Below are 25,589 nucleotides of genomic sequence, written 5' to 3' on the forward strand. Positions count from 1 at the left end.
GGCACGCGCATGGCCACACGCACCGTCATCAAGCTCGGCTCGAGCACCGTCGCCGAGCCGACCGGGCATCCCCGCGTCGACGTCATCGCTCGCATCGCCACCGCGGTCGCCGCGCGCCGTGCCGCCGGCGAGGACGTCGTCGTCGTCTCCTCGGGCGCCATCGCCCACGGCATGCAGGTCATGGGCCGCACCGGCCGCAGCTCGGTCATCGAGGACCTGCAGGCCGCGAGCGCCGTCGGGCAGGGCAAGCTCTTCCGGGTCTGGGACGAGCAGCTCGCCGCCGAGGGCGTCAGGAGCGCGCAGGTGCTCCTCACGTTCTTCGACCTCATGGCGCGCACGCACTACCTCAACGCGCGGGCGACGCTCGAGCGCCTGCTCGCCTGGGGCGTCGTGCCGGTCATCAACGAGAACGACACGACGACGACCGACGAGATCTCCTTCGGGGACAACGACTTCCTCGCGGCGCAGGTCGCGGTCCTCGTCGGCGCCGACCGCCTCATCCTCCTCACCGACATCGACGGGCTCTACACCGCCGACCCGCGGCTCGACCCCGACGCGCAGCTCGTCCGCGAGGTGCACGACTTCGAGGGGCTCAGCCGGCTCGACATCGGGCACTCGACCTCACCGCTCGGCAGCGGCGGCATGCGCTCGAAGGTCGTCGCGGCCGAGATGGCGAGCGCCGCCGGTATCGTCACCGTCGTCGCGAACGGCGTCCGGCCCGGAGCACTGGACGCGGTCCTGGCGGGAGCGGAGGAGGGCACGCGGTTCGCCCCCGCCGAGGCCCGCCATTCGTCCTTCAAGCTCTGGCTGAAGTACGCGAAGCCCGCCCGGGGGACAATCGTCGTCGACGCCGGCGCCGCGAAGGCGCTGAAGACGGGCGGGACCTCGCTGCTGCCCGTCGGCATCACCGACGTCCGCGGCGAGTTCGACGCCGGGGACGCCGTCCACGTCGCCCAGGGCGCGGTCGTCATCGGCAAGGGGATCAGCAGCTACACCGCGGGCGAGCTGCGCCAGGTCGTCGGGCTGCAGAGCCCGCGGGTCCGCGAGGTGCTGCCGCGCGCCTCCGACGAGGCCGTGCACCGGGACTACTTCGTCCTCGCCTGAGCGGCGCGCGCTCAGGGCGCGGCGGGCGCGGGCGGTGCGGCCCGCGGGGTGGTCGTCGTCGACGCCGGGGACGCGGTCGTGCTCGTCGTACTCGTCGTCGTGCTCGTCCCGGTCGTCGTCGCCGGCGTGTCCGTCGTCGCCGTGCCCGTCGTCGTCGCCGGGCTCGGCGCGGGGGCGGGGGCCGACGTCGTCGACGACGTCGTCGTCGTCGTCGTGGTGCCGCCGCCCGTCGGCCAGCGGTCGCCGTCCGGGCGCCGGCGGCCGCTCGGGGAGCCGTACGGGGAGGAGGTGGGCGCGGTCGTCGTCCCCGTCGTGCGGCGCGCGCGCTGCTGCATCGCGAGCAGCGTGAGCCACTGGGCCATCGTGAGGTGCTGGCGGCTCGCGGTGGCCGGGAGGGCGGCGTGGACGGGGAGCGCGGCGGGCGCCGGGTGCGGCATCGTCGCCGGGAGCGCCGCGGCGGCGGGGAGCGTGACCGGTCCGGTGCTGCCGGCGGGGAGGTGCGCGCGGGCGCGAGAGGGGAGGCGGGAAGGCGGCGCCCCCGCGGCGGTCACGCCGGCGCCGGGCGTGGAGGCCGAGCCCGTGGCGGCGCGCAGGTGCGCGGCCGCGCGCGCGGCGGCGGTGGCAGCCGGCGAGGCGCCGGCGGGCAGGGCGCGTGCGCCGGCGGAGCCCGCGGCGATCATCGCGACCGCGGGCCGCGCCGGGGCGTGATGGCCGCCGGTGGTGACCGCGTGGTGGACGACCGGCGTGGAGACCGCTGCGACGACGGCACCGATCTTCAGCGCGGTCGCGACGACGCTCGTCCCGCCGGCGCCGATCGCGGCGCCCGCCACGCCGTCCGCGGTGGCGACGTGGCCGCCCGCGGTGAGGGCCCAGGAGATGAGGGGCGTCGGGACGATCGCGCCGACGGCGGTGCGGAGGGACGTCCGGGCGCGGCGGACGAGCTGGCGCACGGCGGGCTCGGTCATCCCGAGCTCGGCGGCGACCTGGGCGTGCGGGCGGCCCTCGACGGCGACGGCGAGGAGCGCCTCGCGCTGGCGCTCGGGCAGCGCGGCGACGCCGCGGAGCGTGCGGCGGACGACGTCGCGGCGCTCGAGGTCCTCCTCGGGCCCGGGCGTGAGGTGCAGCGCCTCCTCGAGCTCGGCGTGGTCGTAGCCGGGGCGGGCGAGCGCCGTCGAGGCGGCGTTGCGGGCGATCCGGTGCAGCCACGGGACGACGGCGCGGACCTCCGTGCCTCCCGCGAGTGCGGTCCAGGCGCTGAGGAACGTCTGCTGCAGCGCGTCGTCGACGCGCGACGGCGGCATGATCCGGCGCAGCGACCGGGCGAGGGCGGGGCGGTGGCGGTCGCAGAGGGCCTCGAACGCGCGCTCGTGGCCCGCGGCGACGAGGGCGACGAGCTTCTCGTCGCTCTGGGTGCGGAGCAGGACCGTCGAGATCGCCGGGGTGAGGATGGGGGTCATCGCGCTCGGGGGGACGCCGGGGACACGCCGAGGCCCCCGCCTGGTAGGGAACCCATCGGCAGGCGGGCCCCGGCGCTTGAGCGCGCCGGAGCCCGCCGATGCCGTGGCGGTCAGCGGTGGGCGGCCGCCTTGCGCGTGCTCTTGTGGCCCGCGTGGCGGTGGGCCTTCAGCGCCTTCGCGACGACCTTGGGCGTCACGGCCCGCTGGAGCGCCGCGGCGGGGTCGGCGGGAGCGGACGCCGGGGCGGCCGGGGCGATCGCCGGCGCGGTGTGCGGCGCGGCGACGCGGGCGAGGACGCCGAGGATCATCGTCTCCTGCTGGGCGGTGATCGTCCCGGCGGTGACGTCGGCGTCGAGGACGGGCGTCGCGATCGTGACGAGCTGCGTGCGGATCGCGTCGGCGACGGCGTGCAGCACGGTCCGCTGGCCGGCGCTGAACGACGGGCGCGAGGGCGTCGCGGGGGAGTCCGTGCGCGTGCCCGTGCCCGTGGGGGCGGCGGGCGGCGTGCCGAGGCTCGCGAACATCGCGGTGAGCTGGTCGCCCTCGGTCGGGGTGATCGTCCCGGCCGTCACGGCGTCGGAGATGACCGGCGCGGCGATCGCGGGCGCCTGGGCGCGCACGGCGCCGAAGACGTCGAACAGCGCGTGGAACAGACCGCCGAACATCGCGTGGCCGGGCATCGTGCCGGGCGCGGTGGGGGCGGTCGGGGCGGTCGGCGCGGACGGATAGGTCGCAGGGGCGTCGGCCGCGGCGGACGCGACGGCGGCGCCCGTGCCGCCGAGCGCGAAGGCGGAGGCGACGGCAGCGGCGGCGACGACACGGCGGTGGAGCTGGGGCATGGTCGTGGTTCTCCCTGGGGTGTGAGTGGCCTACGTGAAGGTCGGTCGCAGGGAGAGAGGGGCGCAGCGGGCGATTCGTGACGGTCGGGGCGGCTCATACGTTCGTCCGCCCCGGCATCGACGCCCGTGGCGGTGGCGGCTCAGGCGGGGCGAGCCGCTCGACCCGGCCGTCGGCATGCAGCAGCACGCCCCCGTGCGGCAGGTGCGGCCCGGCGTCGTCAGGGCCGGCGAGCAGTGCGGCCTTGGCCCGGATCTCGGCCTCCAGGCCCGTCGGCGCGAGGGCCGTCACCTGGACGAGCCCGGTGTGGGCGGGCCGGCCGGTCCGGGGGTCGATGAGGTGATGGGCCGGGCGCCCGTCGGCCCCGGTCCAGCTGCGCACGTGGACGCCGCTCGTCGCGACGCCGCCGTCGACGACGTCGAGTGCGGCGAGGACCTCGCGGCCGACCGGGTGGGTCACGGTCACCGGCCGCGGGACCCCCGCCGTCCCGCCGATGCGCAGGTCGCCCTCGCAGGCGACGCAGTACAGCGGGTGGGCGGCGAGGAGCTCGCCGGCGAGGTCCGCGGCGAGGCCCTTCCCGAGGCCGCCGGCGTCGAGCCGGACGCCGGGCGGACGGACGACCGTCCCGGCGACATCGTCCGCCCGCACGTCGCGCCAGCGTGCGGCCCGCGCCGGCCTCGCGGGGCCGGTGAACGCGTCCGGCGCCGCCGCGAGGCCGGCGGCACCCTCCCGCGAGCGCTCGTAGCCGGCCTGCTCGAGCTCGGTCAGCAGCGTCGCGTCGACGAGTCCGCCGGTGAGCACTCCGGCCGTGCGGACCGCGGCGGCGAGGCGCCGCACGGTGGCCGACGCGGGCACGGCCGGCCTCGGGTCCGCGTTGAGCCGCGAGAGCTCACTCGCCGGGTCGAAGCGGGTGAGGCGGTCGTTCACCTCGAGCAGCAGCGCCTCGGCCGCGGCGGCGGCCGCCTCGGCGGTCGTCCCGTCCGGGGCGGCACCGCCGACGAGGACCGTGACGGCGCCGCCGAAGCAGCGGAAGGTGCGCGCGTGCTCCACGGGCGCAAGCCTAGGCGGGCACGACCTCCGCCGGACAGATCGGCAGGGCGGCCGTGACGGCGAGCCACTCGGCCTGGTCCGGGGCGACGTGCACGACCCACCGGTCACGGCCGGCGACCCGGGCCTGGGCCCGCGCGGCCATGTCCCGCGACACGTAGACGTGCAGCGGCGCGCCGGCCGGCGCGCGCCGCGCGACGCGGGACAGGAAGCACGGCAGCGACGCGACGTCCGGGACGAGGCCGTCCCCGGCACGCGTCACGGCGCGCGCCGCGGCGACCGCCGGGTCGGGATCGTCGAGGGCACCGCACAGCACGAGCGCGCCGCCGTGCCCTTCGCGGAGGAGGCCGGCGACGCCGAGCGCACCGGCGGGCGTCGTCGTGGGCGTGCGCGCCGTCCGCGCGGGCAGCGTCAGGGGGCGCGACCGCGGGGCCGGCACCGCGGCGCGCGCCGCGGGCCGGGCGACCGCGACGGGCGGCGACGTCACCGCGCGACGCGGGCGGCGGGGCAGCGGGGTGCCCGTCGTCCGCAGCACGAGGAGGACGAGCGCCGGCGCGGCGGTGAGCGCGAGCATCGCGAGGAACCACGGCTGCCCGGCGTCCGTGCCGGCGCCGAGCGCATGCCCGAGCCCGAGCAGCCAGCCGACGGCCGTCAGGCGGTGCAGGCGCTTCCAGCGCGCGGTCCCGATCCGGGCCCGGACGTAGTACCCGAGCCCGAGCGCGACGAGCATCCAGCCGCCGACGATCCCGATGCCGTTCCAGAAGGGCCGGTAGACGCCGACGAACGGCACGGTGACGTCGAGGACGCTCGGGTGCAGCCACGCGTCGAAGAGCAGCGAGCCGCCGTGGACGACGATGCCGATGAGGGTCGCCAGCGAGAGCGCCTCGTGGACGACGCGCAGCTCGCCGGCCTTTCCGCCGCCGGTGACCATGCGGCCGCCCATGAGGAGGCCGAAGCCGACGGAGAGGCTGGCGAGGACGAGCGAGCCGATGCCGGCCGCGCGGCTCGTGAGCCAGAACAGGTGGGTGTGTGCAGCGACCATGGTCAGCCTCCTGACTGGTGGGTCTGGACGGGGGTGGGGGTGGGAGCCGGCGCGGGCGCCGGGGCGGCGACCGGCGCCGGGGCGGGGGCGGGCGCCGCGACGGGGGCGGGCGCGGGGGCCGGGGCCGCCTTGGGGGCCGGGGCGGCCGCGGGCGCGGCGGCGGGGGCCGCCTTCGGGGCGGGCGCGGGCGCGGCCTTCGGGGCGGGGGCGGTGTGCGCCGGCGCGCTCGGCGCGGCGGCGTGCGTGGTGGTGCGGTGGGCGGCGGGCGACGCGCCCGACGGCGAGGACGAGGGCGAGGACGCGCGCGTGGCGCCGGTCGAGGTCGTCCCCGTGCCGCCCGGGCCGGCGGCGGTGTGCGCGGCGGCTCCCGCCCGACGGTGATGGGCGGTCCGCGGGCGGGTGGCACGGGCACCGGCGGCGCGGGCCCGCGTCGCGTGACGGTGGTGCCCGCGGCGCGTCCTCGCGTGGTGGCCGGTGGCCGCGGCCGTGGACGGGCGGGCGGTGGGCGCCGCCTCGGCGACCGCGGCGCCCTGCGCGGCGGCGATACGCCCGAGCACCGGGTCGTGGCCCGTGGCGTACTGCCCGACGACGACGGCCCAGGCGAGGCCGAAGACCGCGGCGGACGACGCAGCGCTGCGGCGGCGCAGGCGCTTGAGGCGGGCGGCGCGCAGCTCGGCGCGCGTGAGCGGGGGTGGGGTGGGGTGTGGCACGTCGTGCTCCTCGGTGGGGGTCCCCTGTCGGACCGTCGCCGGGAGAGAGCGCCGCCGGCGCCGATTCGTGACGGTCCGCGCACTCATACGTTCGTCCAGGTGGGCCCGGGAGCGGCGTGCGCTCTCGTGCCGCCGTGACGTGTTCCGGACCAGACGCCGCCCGCGTCGGCGCCGCGTGGGTCAGCGAGCCCGCCGGCCCCCGACGGTGACGACGCGGCTCGTCGCCAGCGGCGTCCAGCCGTCCCGGCCGACGAGGACGACGCGTACACGGCTGCCCGCCCGCGCCGCGAACGTCGCCTCCGAGACGTAGTCGAGCTGCGTCGTGCGCGTCGGCCACCAGCCGAAGTGCTCGCGGCTGCGGACCTGGAGAGTCACGCGGCCGTAGGGGAGGGACGGCACGACGGTGACCGCGACCCCCCGTCGCGTGGCGCGGACCTCGACCCGGCGGCTCGTGACGGCGAGGGGGCGGCGCTCGCTGGCGCCGCCCGGGCCGGCGGCGAGGTAGTCGCCCGCGGCCGTCACCGCCGCCGCGACGCGCCAGTGCCCGTCCGGGCCAGGCGTCGCCGTCGCGACCGTCAGCGGACCGGCGGCGGCGATGCGCTGCACGCGCACCGGCTGCGCAGGGTCCGCCGTCCGCCCGCTGAACTCGACGGTGCTCCCGGCGGGGATCGCCGCCACCGGGAGCGGATCGAGCGACACCGCGCGCACGTCGACCTCGCCGGTCATCCCGGCGTGGATCGAGCAGTGGTACGGCGCCGGCCCGAGCGCGTCGAAGCGCCGCGCGAAGGTCGCCCCCGGCGGGAGCTCGTCGGAGGCGAAGGTCCCGTCGTCCGCGGTGACGGTGTGCGTCCGTTCGCTCACGTTCTCCCAGGTGACGGTCTCGCCCGGGAGGACGTCCACGGGGCTCGGGCCGAACGCCGCGAACTGGATGTTCACCCCGGTCGGCGACGCGGGCGCCGCCGGCCCCGTCTCCGTCGCGCCGGCGGCGCCGGGCACGGCGAGGATCCCGGCGACCGCCAGGGCCCGCGTCAGGCGCGGTCGCCGCATGCGCCCCGGCCTACCTGACCTGCACCTCGGCCTGCATCCACGGATGGATGATGCACATGAAGTAGAGCGTCGTCCCGGCCTTCGCCGTGACCTTCAGGTCGATGTGCTCCCCCTTCTTGCCGGCGCCCGTCACGCCCGAGTCGCCCGGGCGGTCGACGTTCGGCGGCATGTTCTGCCCGACGCCGTTCTCCAGGAACTGGAACTTCGGCGGCGCGTTGCTGTTCGGGTCGGCGCCGTGCGCCTTGCCGAGCTTGTCGCAGATCCGGCAGTTGAACGACTTGGGGTAGTCGGTCTTCTTCACGACGGTGAACGTGTGCGGCCCTTCGGTCGCGACGGTGTTCACGATGTGCAGCGTCCCGCCGGACCTCACCCGGTAGACGTCCTTGTCCCAGCGAAGGCCGTCCTGGACGTAGCGGTTCTTCACGAACTTCACCGACGTGGACTGCTTGATCGTGACGGTGGAGGGGGCGGTGGCGCTGCCGGCGGCCATTGCCCCGCCCGCCATCCCCAGGACGCTCACCCCTGCGAGCGTCGCGATGAGCCTGCGATGGAACATCCCCGTGTCCTCCCTGCGCCGCAGCGCGGCGCCTCTCGTTGCCTGGACTGAACCCCCCGCTCCGGTCCACTTGCAGGTCTAACGGGGGACACGTCTGAGATCAACCTTCTTGTGTCAGGTGAGTGACGTGCCCGGCCGGGCCGTGCGCGGGGCCTGCGGAAGCCCTCGCGCGCACCGGTGCGGTGGGTACCCTTGGCGGCATGGCCACGACCGCCGCGTCCGTCACCGACACCTGCCTCCGCGCCCAGGCTGCGGCCCGCGAGCTGGCGGCGGTCCCGTCGACCGTCAAGGATGCGGCGCTGGAGGCGATCGCCGCCGCGCTCGTCGACCGGACGCCCGAGATCCTCGACGCGAACGCGCGGGACATGGAGGCGGGCCGGGAGGCCGGGCTCACGACCGCGCTGCTCGACCGCCTGCAGCTCACCGAGGCCCGCATCGCCGCGATCGCCGGCCAGGTGCGGGACATCGCCGCGCTCGCCGACCCGGTCGGGGAAGTCGTGGGCGGCGAGCGCCTGCCGAACGGCCTGGACCTCACGAAGGTCCGCGTCCCGCTCGGCGTCGTCGCGGTCGTCTACGAGGCCCGGCCGAACGTCACGATCGACGCCGCCGCCCTCTGCCTGAAGTCCGGCAACGCGATCGTCCTGCGCGGCTCCTCGTCCGCGGCCCGCTCCAACGCGGTCCTCGCGACGATCGCCGGCGAGGCCGCGACGGCCGTGGGCGTCCCCGACGGCGCGATCTCGCTCGTCGCGGGCGGCGGCCGCGAGGAGCTCGCCGAGCTCGCGACGCAGACCGGCGTCGTCGACCTCATCATCCCGCGCGGCGGCGAGGGGCTGAAGAACGCGCTGAAGGGCGTCGCCACCGTGCCCGTCATCTTCGCCGCCTCCGGCAACTGCCACGTGTACGTCGACGCGACGGCGGACCTCGATGCCGCGCTCGCGATCGTCCTCAACGCGAAGACGCAGCGGCCCGGCGTCTGCAACGCCGCGGAGACGCTGCTCGTCCACGCGGACGCCGCGCCCGCCTTCCTGCCGCGGGCCCTCGCAGCGCTCCGCGACGCCGGCGTCGAGCTGCGCGTCGACGGCCGCACCCGCACGCTCGCGGGCGCCGCCGTCGCCGCCGACCTGCTCGACGCGGCCGACGAGGACTGGGACACCGAGTTCCTCGAGCTCACGCTCGCCGTCGGCGTCGTCGACTCCGTCGCCGAGGCGGTCGCGCACATCAACCGGCACGGCTCCGGCCACTCGGAGGCCATCGTGACCGGCGACGTCGCCGCCGCGCGCCTGTTCGAGCGGGCCGTCGACGCCGCCTGCGTCTACGTCAACGCCTCCACCCGCTTCACCGACGGCGGCGAGTTCGGCATGGGCGCCGAGATCGGCAACTCGACGCAGAAGCTCCATGCGCGCGGCCCGATCGGCCTGCGCGAGCTCTGCACGACGAAGTACGTCGTCCGCGGCGACGGGCACGTGCGGTCCTAGCGGCCCCCGGCGCCCGGACCCAGCGCGATGGCCCGGATCGGGATCCTCGGCGGGACGTTCAACCCGCCGCACATCGGCCACCTCGTCATGGCGCAGGAGGCGCACGACCAGCTCGGGCTCGACCGCGTCCTGCTCATGCCGGTCCACACGCCGCCGCACAAGGAGCTGGCGCACGACCCCGGCGCCGACGTCCGGGCGGAGCTGTGCCGGCTCGCGGTGGCCGGCGACCCGCGCCTGGCCGTGAGCACCTTCGAGGTCGAGCGGCCCGGTCCGTCCTACACGGTCCAGACGCTCCGGGCGCTCACCGCCGCACGGCCCGACGACGAGCTGACCTTCATCGTCGGCGGGGACATGGCGCACTCCCTCCCGACCTGGAGGGAGCCCGGCGAGCTGCTCCGCCTCGCGACGCTCGCCGTCGCCGAGCGCGCCGGCGTGCACCGGGAGGACATCGCCGAGCGGCTGCGCGAGCTCGACCCGCCGGAGGGCTCCGTGCGGTTCTTCGCGATGCCCCGGATCGACGTCTCGAGCTCGGACATCCGGCAGCGGATCGCCGCCGGCCGCCCGATCCGCCACCTCGTCCCGGCCGAGGTCGCCGCGTACGTCGACGCCCACGGCCTGTACCGTCTGTGACGTGAATCCCGAGGAGCTCACCCAGGCGATCGCCGCCTTCGCCGCCGACAAGAAGGCCATCGACCCGATCGCGCTCGACCTGCGCGGCGTCGCCGGCTACACGGACGTCTTCGTCATCTGCACCGGCAACACCGAGCGCCAGGTGAAGGCGATCCACGACGGCATCAACGAGGGCATGAAGAAGGAGCACGGCATCCTGCCGCGCCGCGTCGAGGGCACCGGCGAGTCCACCTGGGTCCTGCTCGACTACCTCGACGTCGTCGTCCACGTCTTCACCCCGGAGACGCGCGAGTTCTACCGGCTCGAGCAGCTCTGGGGCGACGTGGAGCGGATCACGCTCGACCTCCCGGCGCCCGTCGCCTCCTCGGTGCTTGACCCCGGCTCCGCAGCGCCGCTCGACGCCGGATAGGCTCGTTTCCATGAGCGAGCAGGTGGCCCTGATCACCGGTGGGGCCAGCGGCTTCGGCCGGGACCTGACCGCGACGCTGAGCGCCCGCGGGGTGCGCGTGGTCGTCTGCGACGTGGACGAGGACGGGGGCCGGGCGGCGGCGCAGGTCCCCGGGGCGCTGTTCGTCCGCTGCGACGTCGGCGACCCCGAGCAGAACGCAGCGGCCGTCGACGCGGCGGTCGGCATGTACGGCGGCCTCGACATGGCCTTCCTCAACGCCGGGGTCGTCACCGGTACCGGGCTCGGCCGGGACTTCGACCTCACGGCCTACCGGCGCGCGATGAGCGTCAACCTCGACGGCGTCGTCTTCGGCATCAACGCCGTCCTGCCGGTCATGCAGGAGCGCGGCGGCGGCTCGATCGTCTGCACCGCGTCGCTCGCGGGGCTCACCGCGGTGCCGATGGACCCGATCTACTCGGCGAACAAGCACGCGGTCGTCGGCCTCGTGCGCTCGCTCGCGCCGGCCCTCGCCGGTGACGGCATCCGTATCAACGCGGTCTGCCCGGGGTTCGCCGAGACCGCGATCATCGGCCCGATCCGCGACGTGCTCGTCGGTCAGGGGCTCCCGATCATCCCCGTCGAGCAGGTGACCGAGACGGTCGTCGGCCTCTTCGACGGCGACATGTCGGGCGAGTGCTGGTTCGTGCAGGCCGGCCGCGAGAGCCAGCCCTTCGGCTTCCGCGGCATCCCCGGGCCGCGCGCCGAACCGGCCTAGAGCGCGACCGCCGCCGCGGGCTCGCGCATGAGGTCGCGCATCTCGCGCAGGTAGGTGCCGCGCCCGACGTGGAGGACGTGGCTGCCGGGGAACCAGCGCAGCCGCGGCCGGTCCCAGTGCTCCCACAGCAGCCTCGCCTGCTCGGGCGGGGCGAGCCGGTCGCCGAGGCCGCCGATGATCATGCGGCGGTCCTTCGGGACGAGCGGCGCGTACGTCAGAGGGGAGTGGACCGCGAGCGCGTCGCTCAGCAGCTCCCCCTCGACGAGCCCCGCGCGCCGGGCGAGGCCGAGCGCCGCGCTCGCGGGGAACCACTCGCGCAGCAGCTGCGGGATGTAGGTCACCGGCGCGTTCGGGATGACGAAGTCCAGCCGCGGCTCGACCGCGGCGAGCAGGGCGCTCGTGTAGCCGCCGAGCGAGAGCCCCGTCACCCCGACGCGCGGCGAGCCCTCCGCCTCGAGGTGGTCGAGGAAGATGCGGAAGTCGTGCACCGCGTGGAGCATCGCCTCGTTGAACTGGGCGAATCCCCGGCTGAAGAGCTCGGTGCCGTCGAGCGGGGTGACGGCGCCGCTGCGGCGTCCGTGGAACGGCAGCGTGTAGAGCAGGACGTCGTAGCCCTGCGCGAAGAACCAGCCGAGCTCGAAGAAGCGCGTGTTGAACCAGTGCGGCGAGGCGCCGAAGCCGTGGATGACGCAGAGGGTGGGGCGGGGCCCCTCGTCGTGCCGCCAGTGCTGGGCCCATGCGGTGCGGTTCGCGACGGCCGCCGCGTAGTCCTCGCGCAGGCCGGGGTGGTGCGAGCGGTAGGGGCTGAGGAAGCTCAGCGTCGCGGCGTGGCCGCCGTCGAGGGCGGGGAGCCGGCCGCCGCGCTTCGTGGTGACGCGGACGCCGTCCGGCGGCCGGAGGAAGACCGCGTCGCGGTCCGCGGCGGCGGCGAGCTCGGCGAAGTACTCAAGGCGCGCGCGCTCCTGCCGGCGGTCGGTCCGGGCGAGGGACGGGAACATCGCCGCGGCGAGCACGGAGGCCACGCCGGTGCGCAGCGCGAGGTCGCTGAGGACCGTCCCTTCGTAGACGATCCGCGCGACGGGCGAGAGGTCCGAGGCGGACGGGAGCCCCGTCGCGCCGGGCGTCGGGACGGGGACGTCGGGGGCCATCGCGGCAACATACCAAGCGCCCGGTCGGTTCCTTCCGAGCGCGGATGTGACCGCATCGTGACCGAAGGGCCGGGAAAAGCCCAGCGTGGGCTACCATTTGGGGTGATGGTCGTCTCCGCAGCCCTGACGCATGCCCGTTCCCACGCCCCGCGCGTGCTGTTCGGCCGTGCTCGGGCCCGGTCGGGATCTCGTTCAGCCCTTCGCTGATCGGGCGTAGCGCCGGCCGCCGAAACGGTGGTCCGCTCCGTCCGACACGCAGCGCCGTCGCGTCCCTCCAACGCGAAACGGGTTGCCGCCCGCGCCCCGATCGCCAGGGGACGGGACGACCAGATGCGGCCTCTGGTCGCCGGCGACAAGTTCGCGGAGCACCCGGCTCCGCACCCCATACGTCAAGCATCGAAAGCCGAAAGCCGAAGTCATCACCATGAGCCGTCAGATCAGCCTCGAGAAGACCCGCAACATCGGGATCTCCGCCCACGTGGACAGTGGCAAGACCACCACGACCGAGCGGATCCTCTACTACACCGGCAAGGTCCACAAGATGGGCGAGGTGCACGAGGGCGCGGCCTCGATGGACTGGCTCGACCAGGAGCAGGAGCGGGGCATCACGATCATGTCCGCCGCAACGACGTGCTTCTGGAAGCCGTCCAACGTCGAGGGCGCCGAGACGCACCGCATCAACATCATCGACACGCCGGGCCACGTCGACTTCCAGGCCGAGGTCGAGCGCTCGCTGCGCGTCCTCGACGGCGCGATCGCGCTGTTCGACTCCGTCGCCGGCGTCGAGCCCCAGTCCGAGACGGTCTGGCGCATGATGAACAAGTACACCGTCCCGCGGATCTGCTTCGTCAACAAGATGGACCGCCAGGGCGCCGACTTCGCCAAGGCGATCGTCACGATGAAGGAGCGCCTCGGCGCGAACGCCGTCCCGGTGCAGCTGCCGATCGGCGCGGAGGACAAGTTCCGCGGCGTCATCGACCTCGTCGGGATGAAGGCGATCTTCTACACCTCCGACGACGGCATGGACTACGAGGTCGGCGAGATCCCCGCCGAGTACGCGGACGCCGCCCACGAGGCGCACCACGAGCTCATCGACGCCGTCGCCGAGTTCGACGACGCGGTCATGGAGGCCTACCTCGAGGACGAGGATTCGGTCACCGAGGCGCAGCTGGCCGGCGCGATCCGTGCCGCCGTCCTGCAGAACGCGGTCCAGCCGGTGATGTGCGGCTCGGCGATCAAGAACAAGGGCGTCCAGCCGCTGCTCGACGCGATCGTCGCGTTCCTGCCGTCGCCCCTCGACCGCGGCGAGGTCACCTCCGCCGACGGCGAGCAGACGCGTGAGCCGTCCGACGAGGCGCCGTTCTCGGCCCTCGCGTTCAAGATCCAGCGCGACCCGCAGGCCGGCCCGCTGACGTACTTCCGGGTCTACTCCGGCTCGCTGAAGGCCGGCGACAAGATCCTCAACACGACGACGGGCAAGACCGAGCGCATCGGCCGCCTGCTCATGATGCACGCGAACGACCGCGAGGACGTCACCGAGGTCTACTCGGGCGACATCGCGGTGGCCATCGGCCTGAAGAACGCCACGACCGGCGACACGATGTGCGACCCGGCCCACGAGGTCCAGCTCGAGAACATCGTCTTCGCGCCCCCGGTCGTGCACGTTTCGATCGAGCCCGCGTCCCGTCCGGACCAGGAGAAGCTCGGCGTCGCGCTCGCGTACCTCGTGCGCGAGGACCCGTCGCTGCAGATGCGGACCGACGAGGAGACCGGCCAGACCGTGCTCTCGGGCATGGGCGAGCTCCACCTCGAGGTCACCGTCGAGCGCCTGAAGCGCGAGTACAAGGTCAACGCGAACACCGGCCGCCCGCAGGTCGCCTACCGCGAGACGATCACCGGCACCGCGACGAAGATCGAGGGCAAGTTCGTCAAGCAGACCGGTGGCTCGGGCCAGTACGGCGTCGTGTACCTCGACGTCGAGCCGAACCCCGGCAAGGGCTTCGAGTTCGAGTCGAAGGTCAAGGGCGGCAACGTCCCGACGGAGTACATCCCGGCCGTGGCCAAGGGCTGCGAGCTCGGCATGGGCTCCGGCGTCGTCGCCGGGTACCCGATGGAGGACATCAAGGTCACCCTGACGGACGGCAAGTCGCACGACACGGACTCCTCGGAGATCGCCTTCCAGATGGCCGGCAACATCGGCTTCAAGGAGGCGTGCCGCCGCGCTAAGCCCGTCATCCTCGAGCCGATCATGGCCGTCGAGGTCATCGTGCCGGAAGACGGCCTCGGCTGGGTCATGGGCGACATCGCCCGGCGCCGCGGCCTCGTCGGCGAGCGTGAGTCGCGCCCCGGCGGCATCGTCTCGGTCATGTCCGAGGTGCCGCTGAGCGAGATGTTCGGGTACGCCAACGACATCCGCTCCGCGACCCAGGGCCGTGGCTCCTACTCGATGGAGTTCCACTCCTACCGCATCCTCCCGGGCAGCCTCTCCGAGGCGCTCAAGGAGCAGATGGCGGGCGTCTGATCACCCCAGCAGGAGTGTGACGCGGCCCGGGCCGGGCGACGGCGCAGCGATGCGCCGCCGCTCGCCCGGGCCGTTCGTCGTCCGGGGGCCGATCCGTTCACGGCCGGCGCGCGTTCGACCGGCCGGCGGGGCGGGTAGCCCCTCCGGCATGGATGGGGACGAACCGGAGGTGCTGCGTGACGATCAGGCCGAGCGGGAGGCCGCGGAGCGCGCGCACGCCGAGGACGCCACGACGCGCGCCGGGGAGCTCGCCGCGCTGCGCCGCGCGGAGAAGGCCGACTACCTCAAGGGCCGCCTCGAGGACCAGGTGGAGGCCGACGCCGCTGACTGACCCCGCGGGGGACGAGGGCAGCCGGGCGCGGACGACCGTTCAGGTCCGGATCGGCGGTCCGGGTTCCGCGGCGGGGCCGACGTAGAACCACTGTCCGTCCTCGCGGACGAACGCGCTGGTCTCGCGCTGCTCGCCGCGGCGGCGGAACGTGGCGTCCCAGTAGCGGGCGACGAACTCGACGGTCCCGGCGTCGTCGTCGGGTCCGCCGTCCGTCGTGCCGGTGATCTCGAGGCGGCGCCACTCGACGTCGGGATCGAGGACGAGGTCGGCGGCGGCGGGACGCGTCGCCGGGTGCCAGGTGGCGAGGAGGTACGCGGCGTCGGCCACGGCGAACGCGCTGTAGCGGGAGCGCATCAGCCGCTCGGCCGTCGGCGCGGTCACGCGGCCCGACCCGCGTCCCCGGTGGAGAGCGGCGCAACAGGCCGCGAACGCCTCGCCGGAGCCGCAGGGGCAGTCGATCGGCACACGCGCGGGTCCGGTGGCGGTCACGGGATGCCGGGCTCCTGGATCTCGGCGGTGATCTGCGCGCCGCCCTCGGTCAGCTGCAGCGTCACGGGCGAGCCGAGCGGCAGCCGGCCGAGGATCTCGTCGACCTGCCCCGGCGCCGTCACGGCGTGCCCGTTGATCGCGAGGAGGTCCTGCCCCGCGCCGATGCCCACGGAGGTGGCCGGGCTGCCGGGGACGACACCGCGCACGACGACCCGGTGCCCGGGCGCGCCGGCGAGCTCGAGCCCGAGCGCGTCCGGCCGGCCGGGCGTGGCCGCAGGCCGGTGCGCGGCGGCGACGGGTCCGGGCGTGCGGTGCGCGTGGCGGGGCGCGGCGATCGACCAGACCGCCGCGGCGGCCACCAGGACCCCGGCGCCGACGGCCGCGATCGTGCGCGGTGAGCGGCCTCGCGGGACGCGGGCGGGAGCGGGGTCGGGGGCGGGGTCGGGGGCGGGCTCCGTCGCCGGGGCGGAGGCCGGTGCAGATGGGGTGCCGGCCGGCTCGAGGTCCTCCTCCCAGCCGTCCGACCACAGATGCTTCCGTGGGGTCATACCGGCGAAAACGTACGCGAGGCCGGTGAGAGGCGCCTAAAGGCGGGTCGCTCACGGCGCGCGCGAGGGAGGGGGACCCGCACCGCCTCGAGGGGCGATTCCGTCCCGGAATAGTCCCTGACGACCCGAGTTCCCCGCTGGCCCCGCCGCGAGATTCTGGGGCGGAAACGAGAAAGGCCCGCCGTAGCGGGCCTTTCGTCTTCATGGAGCCAGGGGGGCTCGAACCCCCGACCTTCTGGCTGCCAGCCAGACGCTCTCCCAGCTGAGCTATGGCCCCGAAGGGGTGCTGCCCGGCAATCGTAACAACGAGCGGGCCGCGACGGCGGTGCGGTGGACGTCATGCCGGTTCGCCCCCGCCGCGGCGGGACGCGATGGCGTCGTCAGCGCCGGCGGGGGATGAACTCGGGCACGTCGAGCTCGGCGTCGGCGATGGTCGCGCGGTCGGCGCGCGCGGCGCCCCGCTCGCGGGGGGCGGGCGCATCCGCGGACGGGCGGGCGTCGCGGACGAACGGGCCCGCGGCGCCGCCGGGCGCCGCCTGGTCGAGGTCGGCGGTGAGGGCGGCGTGCGCGAGCTTGACGTCGCCGAGCAGCCGGCCGGCGTTGCGCTGGAGGGACGCGCCGAGGTCGCGGAGGTTCCCCGAGAGCTCGTTGCCCTCCCGGAGCACCTGGGACGCCGCCTCGCGGGCCTCGCGGACGATGAGGCGCGCATCCTCGCGAGCCCGCGCGCGGGCGTGGTCGGCCTCCTTCTCGGCGGCGGCCCTCGCGGCCTGGGCGGCCTCCTCGGCCTCCTGGTAGGACACGAGCTTGTGCGCGTCTGCCTCGCTGCGGAGCTTCTGGGCCTCGGCGACGAGGATGTCGGCCTGGGCCTTCGCGGCCGCCACGATGTCGGCCGCCTCGGCCTCGGCCGCCTCGACGCGGAGCGCGCCGGCGCGGTCGGCCTCGGCGATCCGGTCGCGGGCCCGGGCCTCGGTCTGGGCGCGCAGGTCGGCGGCGGCGGTCTCGGCCGCCTCCACGATGGCGGCGACCTTCGCCGACGCGACCTGGATCGCGGAGGCGGGAGCCTCGGGGTGCGGATCGGCGGGGCGCGGGGTCTCGGCCATGGTCCCCGATGGTAGATCGCCCATCCCGACCGGCCCGCAAGAGCGCCGTCAGCGGCGCCGGTCGCGCCCGCCGAGGGTTCTCCGGGGTGCGCCGGCCCGCGGCCGGCTCAGCGGCGGGGGAGGAGGTCGCGCAGGTAGGACACGACGGCGCCGGTGAACAGCTCGGGGCGCTCCCACGGCAGGAAGTGCCCGGCGCGGCGCACCACGAACGGGCCGGTGAGGTCCGTGAACGCGACCTCGCAGCGCTCGGGCCAGTCGGGGTACATGACGTGGTCGTCCGGTCCGTACAGCGCCAGCGTCGGGACGTCGGAGACCGCGAACCAGTGCGGCTTCTCGCTGAGCGGCCGGGCGTCGGTCGCGCTCTCGTAGTTCCCGAACGACGCGCGCAGGTGGGCGGCGCTGGCGAACGGCTCGGTCATGAAGTCGACGTCGGCCCGCGTGAAGCCGCCGGGCGTGCCCCAGAGCCGTGAGCCGTAGAACTGGGCGACGTACCGCCGGCGCTGCTCGCCGGTTGTGAGCTCCGCGGCGAGTGCGTCCGCATCCCGGCCCTGACGGACGAAGTAGTCGGCCGCCTGGCGGACGACCGGATGCGGCTCGCTCGCGAGGCCGGCCGCCGCGTACGCCTCGGTGAGGATCGGCATGACGCAGTTGAAGAGGACCTGCCGGAGGACGAACCCGTCGAAGCGCAGCCCGAGGTCCTGGATGATCCCGCCACCGAGGTCCCCGCCCGCGACTGCGCATCGCTCGTGCCCGAGGACGTCGTGGACGAGCGCGTGGAGGTCACGGGCGTGGGCCGCGAGGTCGTGGAAGCCGTCGAGGTCCGCGTCGGACTCGCCGAACCCGCGCAGGTCCGGCGCGATGACCTCGAAGCCCGCCGCGGCGAGCGGCGCGATGACCTTCCACCACAGGCGCTTGGTCTCCGGCCAGCCGTGCACGAGCAGCAGGGGGAACCCGCCGGCGCCCTCGCGGACGTAGGCGAGTTCGCGTCCGCTCGGGAGGCGGCTCCGGATGGTCCCGAACGCGGTGGGCTCGGGAGCGGGGGGCAGGGGCCCAGGCACCCGGCGGACTCTAGACTCCCCGGCCGTGAGCACCGAGTACCGCTATGACCCGAAGGAGATCGAGCCGCGCTGGCAGCAGGTGTGGGCGGACGAGCGCACCTGGGAGGTCTCCAACGACGCCGACGGGCGAGAGAAGTCGTACGTCCTCGAGATGCTCCCGTACCCGAGCGGCGACCTCCACGTCGGGCACGCGAAGAACTACATGGTCGGGGACGCGGTCGCGCACTTCCAGCGCCGCACCGGCCGCCGCGTCCTGCACCCGATGGGCTACGACGCCTTCGGCCTTCCGGCCGAGAACCACGCGATCAAGACCGGCGTCCATCCCCGCGTGTCGACCGAGCTCGCGATCAAGTCCTTCCAGGAGCAGTTCCGCTCGTGGGGCGTGTCGATCGACTGGTCGCGCGAGCTCTCGACCTGCGAGCCCGAGTACTACCGCTGGACCCAGTGGATCTTCCTGCAGCTCTTCCACGCCGGGCTCGCGTACCGGAAGGCCGCCACCGTCAACTGGGACCCGGTCGAGGAGACCGTCCTCGCGAACGAGCAGGTCATCGACGGTCGCGGCGAGCGCTCGGGCGCGCTCGTCGAGGTCCGCCACCTCGAGCAGTGGTTCTTCCGTATCACCGACTACGCCGACCGGCTCGTCGACGACCTCGAGACGATCGACTGGCCCGAGAACGTCAAGACGATGCAGCGCAACTGGATCGGCCGGTCCGAGGGCGCCGAGGTGAGCTTCCGCTGCGAGGAGCTCGGCATCGACTACCCCGTGTTCACGACACGACCCGACACGCTCTTCGGCGCGACCTTCTTCGTGATGGCGCCCGAGCACCCCGACGTCGAGCGCCTCGCCGCGGGCACCGGGCACGAGGACGAGGTCCGCGAGTACGTCAACCGCGCGCTCACGACCGACAAGGAGTCGCGCGGGGACGCCGAGCGCACGAAGACCGGCGTCCCGCTCGGCCGCACCGTGACGAACCCGGTGAACGGCGAGCAGCTGCCGATGTTCGTCGCCGACTACGTGCTCATGGAGTACGGGACCGGCGCGATCATGGCCGTCCCGGGGCACGACCAGCGCGACTACGACTTCGCGCAGGTCTTCGGCCTGCCCGTCCGCCGGGTCGTCGACGGGGTGAACGAGGACGGCGACGCGGAGGGGCTGCCGTTCACCGGGGACGGCCCGCTCGTCAACTCGCACCCGGACTTCGACGGCCTCTCGAAGGCCGAGGCGCTCGAGGCGATCGTCCGCTGGCTCGACCGCGAGGGCAAGGGCCAGGCGTCCACGAACTACCGCCTCCGCGACTGGCTCCTCTCGCGCCAGCGCTACTGGGGCTGCCCGATCCCGATCGTCCACTGCGACACGTGCGGGGTCGTGCCGGTCCCGGAGGACCAGCTGCCGGTCATCCTCCCCGACGTCGAGGACTACAAGCCGAAGGGCCGCTCGCCGCTCGCCGCCGCGACCGACTGGGTGAACACGAGCTGCCCGCGGTGCGGCGCCGACGCCCGGCGCGAGACGGACACGATGGACACCTTCGTCGACTCCTCGTGGTACTTCCTGCGCTACTGCGACGCCCGCAACGACGAGGCGGCCTGGGACCCCGAGATCCTCAAGCGCTGGGCGCCGGTCGACCAGTACATCGGCGGGGTCGAGCACGCGATCCTGCACCTGCTCTACGCGCGGTTCTTCGTCAAGGCGCTCGCGGACCTCGGCCACCTGGACCACCAGGAGCCGTTCTCGCGGCTGTTCACGCAGGGCATGGTCACCAAGGACGGGGCGAAGATGTCCAAGTCCAAGGGCAACGTCGTCTCCGCCACGGGCATGGTGGACACCTACGGCGCCGACACGATGCGGACCTACGTCCTCTTCATCGGCCCGCCCGAGCAGGACGCCGAGTGGTCTGACACGAGCGTCGAGGGCATGCACCGCTTCCTGAGCCGCCTGTGGCGCCTGGGGGCGCAGGTCGCCGACGGGCCGGGTCGCGGCGCCGACCAGCCGGACCCCGAGGCTCTGGCCGAGCAGGACGTCGAGCTGCTGCGCAAGGCGCACTGGGCAATCGACAAGGTGACGAACGACCTGGCCGGCCGCTTCGGCTTCAACACCGCGATCGCCGCGGTGATGGAGCTCGTGAACGACGTCTCGCGCGCGGTGAACGAGCGCGGTGACGCGGAGCCACAGGCCCTGCGGTTCGCCCTCGCGACGGCCGCGTCGCTCATCTTCCCGTTCGCGCCGCACGCGAGCACCGACATCTACCACCGGCTCACCGCCGATCGCCTGTGGGAGCAGCCGTGGCCGGCGGCCGACAGCGAGCTGCTCGAGCGTGACACGGTCGAGGTCGTCTTCCAGGTCAACGGCAAGGTGCGCGACCGCGCGACGGTCCCCGCGGACGCGTCGAAGGATGAGCTCGAGGCCCTCGCCATGGCCTCCGGGAAGGTCGGCGTGCATCTCGACGGGAAGACCGTCGTGAAGGTGATCGTGGTGCCGGGCAAGCTCGTGAACATCGCGGTCCGCGGATAGTGCACGGGCGGCCGGGCGCTCCGGCCGCTTTGCGCGCTCGCGCGCACAGATCCGTCACAGAGAGCGCACATGAAGGGGGTTCTGCTGTCGCAGATGCCTCCGTAGCGTCGGTGCGGTGCACGAGATCACCCGCATCCAGTTCGCCGCGGCGGCCGTCGCGGTCACCGTCCTCGGCTGGCTCGGCGCGCACCGCCTGAGCGCGCGCGACGCCGCGGGGCACACGCCGTCGGCGGCGCTGCTGTCGGCGGGCCCTCGTTCGGGGTCGGGGCCGGGAGCGGACGCGGCGGCGCCCACCGCCGAGGGCAGCTCGCCCTCCGCCGGGCCCGGCGCCGCGGCGGTCGTCGTCGCCGCGCCCGCGCGCGAGGTCGTGGTGCACGTCGCGGGTGCCGTCCGCCGTCCGGGCGTCTACCGGCTCAAGGACGGTGACCGCGTCGCGGACGCCGTCGCACGGGCCGGCGGGGGGACGCGCCACGCCGACCTCGACGCCGTCAACCTCGCGGCCAAGGCGAGGGACGGCGTCCAGATCCTCGTCCCGCGCCGGGCGCCGACGGGAGGCGCCGCGGCGTCGACGGCCACTGCCGTCCCGTTGCCCGGGGGCGCGGCCCCAGGGACGGCCGCCGGTGCGGCCGCCGGGGCCGTCGCAGCCGGGTCGCCGGGGCCGGCGGCTGCGACACCCGTCGTCGACCTGAACACGGCGACCGAGCAGCAGCTCGAGACCCTCGACGGCGTCGGGCCCGCGACGGCGGCGAAGATCCTCCAGTACCGGCAGGCGAACGGCCCGTTCCGCAGCGTCGACGACCTCGAGCAGGTTCCCGGCATCGGCCCGAAGAAGCTCGCCGCGATCCGGCCGGGGGTGAGGGTGTGACGTCGCCGGGACCGAGCCGCGTGCGGGTCGCGGCGGACGGCTTGGCCGGGACCCCGGCGATGTACCCGCGCCACATCGTCCTCGCGGCAGTCGTGGCGGGGCTGCTCGTCGGCCCTCGCGCGGCGACGGCGGCGGTTGCCGCGCTCGGCGTCGTCCTCGGGGCGGCCGTCGCCTTCGCGGGCGCGTCGCGGATGCTCACGGTGCTCGTCGCGAGCGCGCTGTTTCTGACGGCAGGCTGGGCGGCGCGACGGGTCGACGCGCTCGAGCACACCCGGCTCGGGCCCGACGTCGGCCATGTGGTGACCGGCCGGGCGACGATCCTCCAGGCGCCGCGGCCTTCGCCCTTCGGAGGATGGGCGGCGCCGGCCCGGTTCCGCGGCGAGCCGGTGCTGCTGCGGATCTCGGCCCCCGGTGGGCCCCCGGGGGACGCGGCGCGCGCGCCGCGGGCGACGGCGGCACCCGTCCCCGAGATCGGTGAGATCGTCCGCGTGCGTGCCGCCGTGCGTGCGCCGGACGACTACGCACGCCACCTGCACGCCCACGCGATCCTCCGCGCGTTCGACCTGACGCCGACGGGCCGGCGGCGCGGTGGCATCGCGGGGCGGCTCGACGCGGTCCGGCGGCGGGCGGAGCGGGCGCTGGCGCACGGGCGCGACCCGACGCGGGCCGCACTGCTGCAGGGGATGGTCCTCGGTCAGGACGCCGGACTCCCGGCCGACGCCCGCGACGACGTGCGCGCGGCCGGGCTGAGCCACCTGACGGCCGCGTCGGGCGCGAACGTCGTGCTCCTCGCGACGATCGTGCTCGCGGCGGCCGCGCTCATCGGGGTGCCGTTCCACGCGCGCTGGCTCATCGTGCTCGCGGTCATCGCGGCGTATGTCCCGCTCGCAGGCGGCGGGCCGTCGATCCTGCGCGCGGGGGTCATGGGCGCGGCGGGGGTCGCGGCGGTCCTGGCGGGGCGCCCCGCCGCGCGCTGGTACGCCCTCGGCCTCGCCGCGCTCGTGACGCTCGGCCTCGACCCGCGGGCCGCCGCGGACTCCGGCTGGCAGCTGAGCTTCGCGGCGGTCGTCGCGCTGCTCGTCCTCGCGCGGCCGTGGGCGGAGCGGGCGGCGGCGCACGGCGCGCCGCGTCCGGTCGCCGAGGCACTCGCCGTCACGGCAGCCGCGACACTGGCGACGGCGCCGCTCATCGCGCTCCGGTTCGGGCAGGTGGCCCCGCTCTCGCTGCCCGCGAACCTGCTCGTGGCGCCGGCGGTCGCGCCGATCATGTGGGTGGGCGCCATGGTGGTGGCCGCGGGCGGGTCCGTCCCGGGCCTCGACGGCCTCGCGGGGCTCGTCCTCGATCCCCTGACGGGCGGGATCCTCGCCGTCGCGCACGCGGCGGCACGCGGCCCGGCGCCGTCGGTGCCCCCGCCGGCGGTCGCGCTCGTCGCCCTGGCGGCACTGGGGGCGATCGGGCGCGAGCGCGTGATCTGGGTCCGGCTCCCGGGAGCGCGGCGCCGGGTGCCGCTGGCGCTTCCGGCGGCGGGACTGGCCGTCGCCGCGCTCGTCGGCGCGCGCGTCCTGCGCGGTGCGGGGGCGCCGGTGGCCCCGCCGGTCGCCGGCTTCCGCGTGAGCTTCCTCGACGTCGGGCAGGGCGACGCCACGCTGCTGCAGGTGCCGGGGCACGCGATGCTCGTCGACACCGGCCCGCCGGGTTCACCGACCCTCGGGATCCTCCGCCGCGCCGGGGTGCGCGCCCTCGACGCACTCGTCGTCACCCACGCGCAGGCCGACCACGACGGGAACGCCGCGGCCATCCTCGCCGCCCTCCCGGTCGGCGTGCTCGTCGACGGCCGCGACGGCGTGAGGTCTCCGGTCGGTGACGCGTTCGCGGCCGCCGCCCGGCGCCGCGGGGTCCGGGTCGTCGCCGGTCGCGCCGGCATGGTGGTCCGCGCCGGCGGCCTCACGCTGCGCGTCCTGAGCCCGGGCGACGGGCCGACGACGGCGCAGACCGGCGCGGACCCGAACGAGCGGGCGATCGTGGCCGAGGCGGATGCCGGGGGAGGGCGCGTGCTGCTGACGGCCGACGCCGAGTCGGACGTGCTCGACCGGCTCGACCTCGGCGCCGTGGACATCCTCAAGGTCTCCCACCACGGGAGCGCCGATCCCGGTCTGCCCGGTCTGCTCGAGCGGCTGCAGCCGGTCGTCGCCGGGATCGAGGTCGGCGCCGGGAACACGTACGGGCATCCCGCCCCGGCGACGCTCGCCGCGCTGCGCGCGGTCGTGCCGCAGACCGTCCGCACCGACGTCGACGGGACCGTGCGGGCCGACCTCATGGACGGACGCTGGACGATCGCCCGGCAGCACGCCGGAGCGGCGCGATGAGCGGCGGCCGCGCCGTCTGCCGTCCCGCGTATCGTGGGCGCCCGATGCCCGCCTGGAGACCCGCCTTCCTCATCCACGGAGACGACCACGGGCGCGTCGGGGAGCGGCGGGCCCGGCTGAAGGAGATGGCGGAGGCCGAGTCCGGCTCCGGCGGGGTCGAGACCTTCGAGGGCGACGGCTCCACGCCCGAGGCCATCGGCCTTGCGCTCAACGCGATGACGTTCGCCGTCGGCCGGCGCTTCCTCATCGTCGACGGCGTCGAGCGGTGGAAGGACGCGGACGTCAAGACCCATCTGCAGGCGACGCTCGCCGACATGCCGCCCGAGACGACCGTCGCGTTCTTCGCCCGCGAGGACGGGCGGGCGAAGGCTCCGGCCGCGCTCGCGGCCGCGGTGAAGGCGGCGGGCGGCTCGGTCGCGGCGGAGGTGATGCTCAAGGGCAAGGAGCTGCCGCGATGGGCCATCGGTGAGGCGCGGCGCCTGGGCATCGACATGGACCCGGAAGCGGCGCGCGCGCTCATCGACGCCGTGGGCGAGCGGCAGCAGCGGCTCCTCCGCGAGCTCGAGAAGCTCGCGCTCGAGCACGGCCCCGGGGTGAAGCTCGGCGTCGACGAGATCGAGGCGGTCGCCGCGCCGTCGGCCGAGCAGCAGGTCTGGGGCTTCGTCGACGCGCTCGTCGCGCGCAACCAGGGGCGAGCCGTGCGGTCCTACCTCGAGCTGCGGGCGCAGGGCGAGTCCGTCGGCCGGCTCATCCCGCTCATGGCCCGCCGGGTGCGCGAGATCGAGACGATCTCCGCCCGCCTGGAGGCCGGGGAGTCGCCGGCGCAGGTGAAGGCGGCGGTGCGGATGCCGCCGTGGATGGCCGACCGGCGCATCCGCGAGGCGAAGTCGACCGACTTGGAGGCGCTGCGGACGGCGGTCATCACGCTCGCCGACCTCGAGACCTCGAGCCGCGGCCTGTCCGAGCTCTCCGACGACACCGCGACGCTGAGGGCGATCCTGACGATCGCAGCGTGACGATCCTGACGATCGCAGCGTGACGATCCTGACGATCGCGGCGGAGAGCCGGGCGAGCGGGGTCGTCACCTACGGGCCTGCACGTCCGGCACGCACGTCCGCTTCACCGAGGCGGACTCCCCGCCAACGCAAAACACCGCCCGGAGTGCGGGCGGTGCGGGAACGACGACGGCGCCGCGAGGGCGCCGCTGGGGAGACGGACGCGAGGGCGTCCGCCGGGGGGTGGCTAGGCCGAGGGCTCGCCCGCGCGGACCCGGGCGGCCCGGGACTTCTTGCGCGCACCGGTGTTCTTGTGCAGCGCGCCGCGCTTGACGGCCTTGTCGATGAGCGACACGAGGTGACGGTGGTCGGCGTCGGCGACCTCGGCGTCGTCGCCCGCGGCGGACGCCTCGAGACGGCGGAAGTACGTGCGGATCGCGCTCGTGTAGCGGCGGTTCTCGAGGCGCTCGCGCTCTGCGCGGAGGATGCGCTTCTTCTGGGATGCAATGTTGGCCATAAGCGACGGCGAAGTGTAGCGGCTAAACCCCTGCAGCGGCCGTACGGTGAGCCCCGGTCCTCTACCCTCCGGCA

General features: G+C 75.2%; 24 protein-coding genes and 1 tRNA gene. 11 read left to right on the plus strand and 14 right to left on the minus strand.

Annotation, left to right across the window (positions count from 1 at the left end):
- The first annotated feature begins 9 nt into the window (after nt 1–9).
- The gene (gene proB, locus NBH00_RS13555) at nt 10–1,104 is read left to right on the plus strand and encodes a glutamate 5-kinase (RefSeq protein ID WP_254569125.1); all 1,095 of its coding nucleotides are present in this window, start codon (nt 10–12) and stop codon (nt 1,102–1,104) included.
- A gap of 11 nt (nt 1,105–1,115) precedes the next feature.
- On the opposite strand, the gene NBH00_RS13560 is transcribed toward proB, so the two are convergent.
- The 7 genes from NBH00_RS13560 to NBH00_RS13590 all read right to left on the minus strand — a co-directional run bounded on the left by NBH00_RS13560 (nt 1,116) and on the right by NBH00_RS13590 (nt 7,800).
- Nucleotides 1,116–2,561 (minus strand): RNA polymerase sigma factor, encoded by a 1,446-nt coding sequence (locus NBH00_RS13560; RefSeq protein WP_254569126.1) that lies wholly within the window; start codon nt 2,559–2,561, stop codon nt 1,116–1,118.
- 110 nt (nt 2,562–2,671) lie between these two features.
- Entirely contained in the window at nt 2,672–3,400 is a 729-nt protein-coding gene (locus tag NBH00_RS13565; protein WP_254569127.1) for a hypothetical protein, read from the minus strand.
- A gap of 94 nt (nt 3,401–3,494) precedes the next feature.
- Nucleotides 3,495–4,448: an FAD:protein FMN transferase gene (locus NBH00_RS13570; protein ID WP_254569128.1), complete on the minus strand. Its 954-nt coding sequence runs from the start codon at nt 4,446–4,448 to the stop codon at nt 3,495–3,497.
- 10 nt (nt 4,449–4,458) lie between these two features.
- Entirely contained in the window at nt 4,459–5,487 is a 1,029-nt protein-coding gene (locus NBH00_RS13575; RefSeq protein ID WP_254569129.1) for a hypothetical protein, read from the minus strand.
- 2 nt (nt 5,488–5,489) lie between these two features.
- The gene (locus NBH00_RS13580) at nt 5,490–6,197 is read right to left on the minus strand and encodes a hypothetical protein (protein WP_254569130.1); all 708 of its coding nucleotides are present in this window, start codon (nt 6,195–6,197) and stop codon (nt 5,490–5,492) included.
- A gap of 180 nt (nt 6,198–6,377) precedes the next feature.
- Entirely contained in the window at nt 6,378–7,244 is an 867-nt protein-coding gene (locus tag NBH00_RS13585) for a cupredoxin domain-containing protein (protein ID WP_254569131.1), read from the minus strand.
- A gap of 10 nt (nt 7,245–7,254) precedes the next feature.
- Nucleotides 7,255–7,800 (minus strand): cupredoxin domain-containing protein, encoded by a 546-nt coding sequence (locus NBH00_RS13590; RefSeq protein ID WP_254569132.1) that lies wholly within the window; start codon nt 7,798–7,800, stop codon nt 7,255–7,257.
- Nucleotides 7,801–8,000: 200 nt separating this feature from the next.
- Here NBH00_RS13590 and NBH00_RS13595 point away from each other — a divergent pair, with 200 nt between their 5' ends.
- The 4 genes from NBH00_RS13595 to NBH00_RS13610 are packed head-to-tail and all read left to right on the plus strand — an operon-like array spanning nt 8,001 to nt 11,068.
- A complete protein-coding gene (locus NBH00_RS13595) occupies nt 8,001–9,275 on the plus strand; it encodes a glutamate-5-semialdehyde dehydrogenase (RefSeq protein ID WP_254569133.1) in 1,275 nt (424 codons plus the stop codon).
- A gap of 27 nt (nt 9,276–9,302) precedes the next feature.
- Complete coding sequence (gene nadD / locus NBH00_RS13600; protein WP_254569134.1) at nt 9,303–9,905, plus strand: nicotinate-nucleotide adenylyltransferase; 603 nt, start codon at nt 9,303–9,305, stop codon at nt 9,903–9,905.
- 1 nt (nt 9,906) lies between these two features.
- Nucleotides 9,907–10,314, plus strand: coding sequence for a ribosome silencing factor (rsfS, locus tag NBH00_RS13605; protein ID WP_254569135.1), 408 nt, complete (start codon nt 9,907–9,909; stop codon nt 10,312–10,314).
- A 10-nt stretch (nt 10,315–10,324) separates the two neighbouring features.
- A complete protein-coding gene (locus NBH00_RS13610) occupies nt 10,325–11,068 on the plus strand; it encodes an SDR family NAD(P)-dependent oxidoreductase (protein ID WP_254569136.1) in 744 nt (247 codons plus the stop codon).
- Here NBH00_RS13610 and NBH00_RS13615 read toward each other — a convergent pair.
- Nucleotides 11,065–12,216, minus strand: coding sequence for an alpha/beta hydrolase family protein (locus tag NBH00_RS13615; RefSeq protein WP_254569137.1), 1,152 nt, complete (start codon nt 12,214–12,216; stop codon nt 11,065–11,067). The genes NBH00_RS13610 and NBH00_RS13615 overlap by 4 nt on opposite strands.
- A gap of 424 nt (nt 12,217–12,640) precedes the next feature.
- Between NBH00_RS13615 and fusA the strand changes: the two genes are divergently transcribed.
- Together fusA and NBH00_RS13625 are read left to right on the plus strand one after the other, a co-directional pair.
- Complete coding sequence (gene fusA, locus NBH00_RS13620) at nt 12,641–14,737, plus strand: elongation factor G (RefSeq protein ID WP_254569138.1); 2,097 nt, start codon at nt 12,641–12,643, stop codon at nt 14,735–14,737.
- A 148-nt stretch (nt 14,738–14,885) separates the two neighbouring features.
- Nucleotides 14,886–15,068: a hypothetical protein gene (locus NBH00_RS13625; protein ID WP_254569139.1), complete on the plus strand. Its 183-nt coding sequence runs from the start codon at nt 14,886–14,888 to the stop codon at nt 15,066–15,068.
- 39 nt (nt 15,069–15,107) lie between these two features.
- Here the strand turns inward: NBH00_RS13625 and NBH00_RS13630 are convergent, their stop codons facing one another.
- The 5 genes from NBH00_RS13630 to NBH00_RS13650 all read right to left on the minus strand — a co-directional run bounded on the left by NBH00_RS13630 (nt 15,108) and on the right by NBH00_RS13650 (nt 18,263).
- On the minus strand, nt 15,108–15,533 hold the full coding sequence (locus NBH00_RS13630) for a YchJ family protein (RefSeq protein WP_437126620.1): 426 nt from the start codon (nt 15,531–15,533) through the stop codon (nt 15,108–15,110).
- 20 nt (nt 15,534–15,553) lie between these two features.
- The gene (locus tag NBH00_RS13635; RefSeq protein WP_254569141.1) at nt 15,554–16,105 is read right to left on the minus strand and encodes a PDZ domain-containing protein; all 552 of its coding nucleotides are present in this window, start codon (nt 16,103–16,105) and stop codon (nt 15,554–15,556) included.
- Between the two features lie 204 nt (nt 16,106–16,309).
- A tRNA-Ala gene (locus tag NBH00_RS13640) sits at nt 16,310–16,382 on the minus strand.
- A gap of 103 nt (nt 16,383–16,485) precedes the next feature.
- Nucleotides 16,486–17,205 (minus strand): hypothetical protein, encoded by a 720-nt coding sequence (locus NBH00_RS13645; protein WP_254569142.1) that lies wholly within the window; start codon nt 17,203–17,205, stop codon nt 16,486–16,488.
- Nucleotides 17,206–17,312: 107 nt separating this feature from the next.
- Nucleotides 17,313–18,263 (minus strand): alpha/beta fold hydrolase, encoded by a 951-nt coding sequence (locus tag NBH00_RS13650; protein WP_254569143.1) that lies wholly within the window; start codon nt 18,261–18,263, stop codon nt 17,313–17,315.
- A 25-nt stretch (nt 18,264–18,288) separates the two neighbouring features.
- On the opposite strand from NBH00_RS13650, the gene leuS reads away from it, so the two are divergent.
- The 4 genes from leuS (at nt 18,289) to holA (ending at nt 25,019) form a co-directional block, all read left to right on the plus strand.
- Nucleotides 18,289–20,772: a leucine--tRNA ligase gene (leuS, locus tag NBH00_RS13655; RefSeq protein WP_254569144.1), complete on the plus strand. Its 2,484-nt coding sequence runs from the start codon at nt 18,289–18,291 to the stop codon at nt 20,770–20,772.
- 115 nt (nt 20,773–20,887) lie between these two features.
- Nucleotides 20,888–21,637, plus strand: a complete 750-nt coding sequence (locus NBH00_RS13660; RefSeq protein ID WP_254569145.1) for a ComEA family DNA-binding protein — start codon at nt 20,888–20,890, stop codon at nt 21,635–21,637.
- A gap of 59 nt (nt 21,638–21,696) precedes the next feature.
- Nucleotides 21,697–24,003 (plus strand): ComEC/Rec2 family competence protein, encoded by a 2,307-nt coding sequence (locus NBH00_RS13665; protein ID WP_254569146.1) that lies wholly within the window; start codon nt 21,697–21,699, stop codon nt 24,001–24,003.
- Nucleotides 24,004–24,047: 44 nt separating this feature from the next.
- Nucleotides 24,048–25,019, plus strand: coding sequence for a DNA polymerase III subunit delta (holA, locus tag NBH00_RS13670; protein WP_254569147.1), 972 nt, complete (start codon nt 24,048–24,050; stop codon nt 25,017–25,019).
- Nucleotides 25,020–25,245: 226 nt separating this feature from the next.
- Here holA and rpsT read toward each other — a convergent pair whose 3' ends face one another.
- Nucleotides 25,246–25,515 carry a 30S ribosomal protein S20 gene (gene rpsT, locus NBH00_RS13675; protein WP_254569148.1) on the minus strand — a complete coding sequence of 90 codons (270 nt, stop codon included), beginning with the start codon at nt 25,513–25,515 and terminating at the stop codon, nt 25,246–25,248.
- Between the last annotated feature and the right edge of the window lie 74 nt (nt 25,516–25,589).

Source organism: Paraconexibacter antarcticus (assembly GCF_024220175.1).
GTDB lineage: Bacteria > Actinomycetota > Thermoleophilia > Solirubrobacterales > Solirubrobacteraceae > Paraconexibacter > Paraconexibacter antarcticus.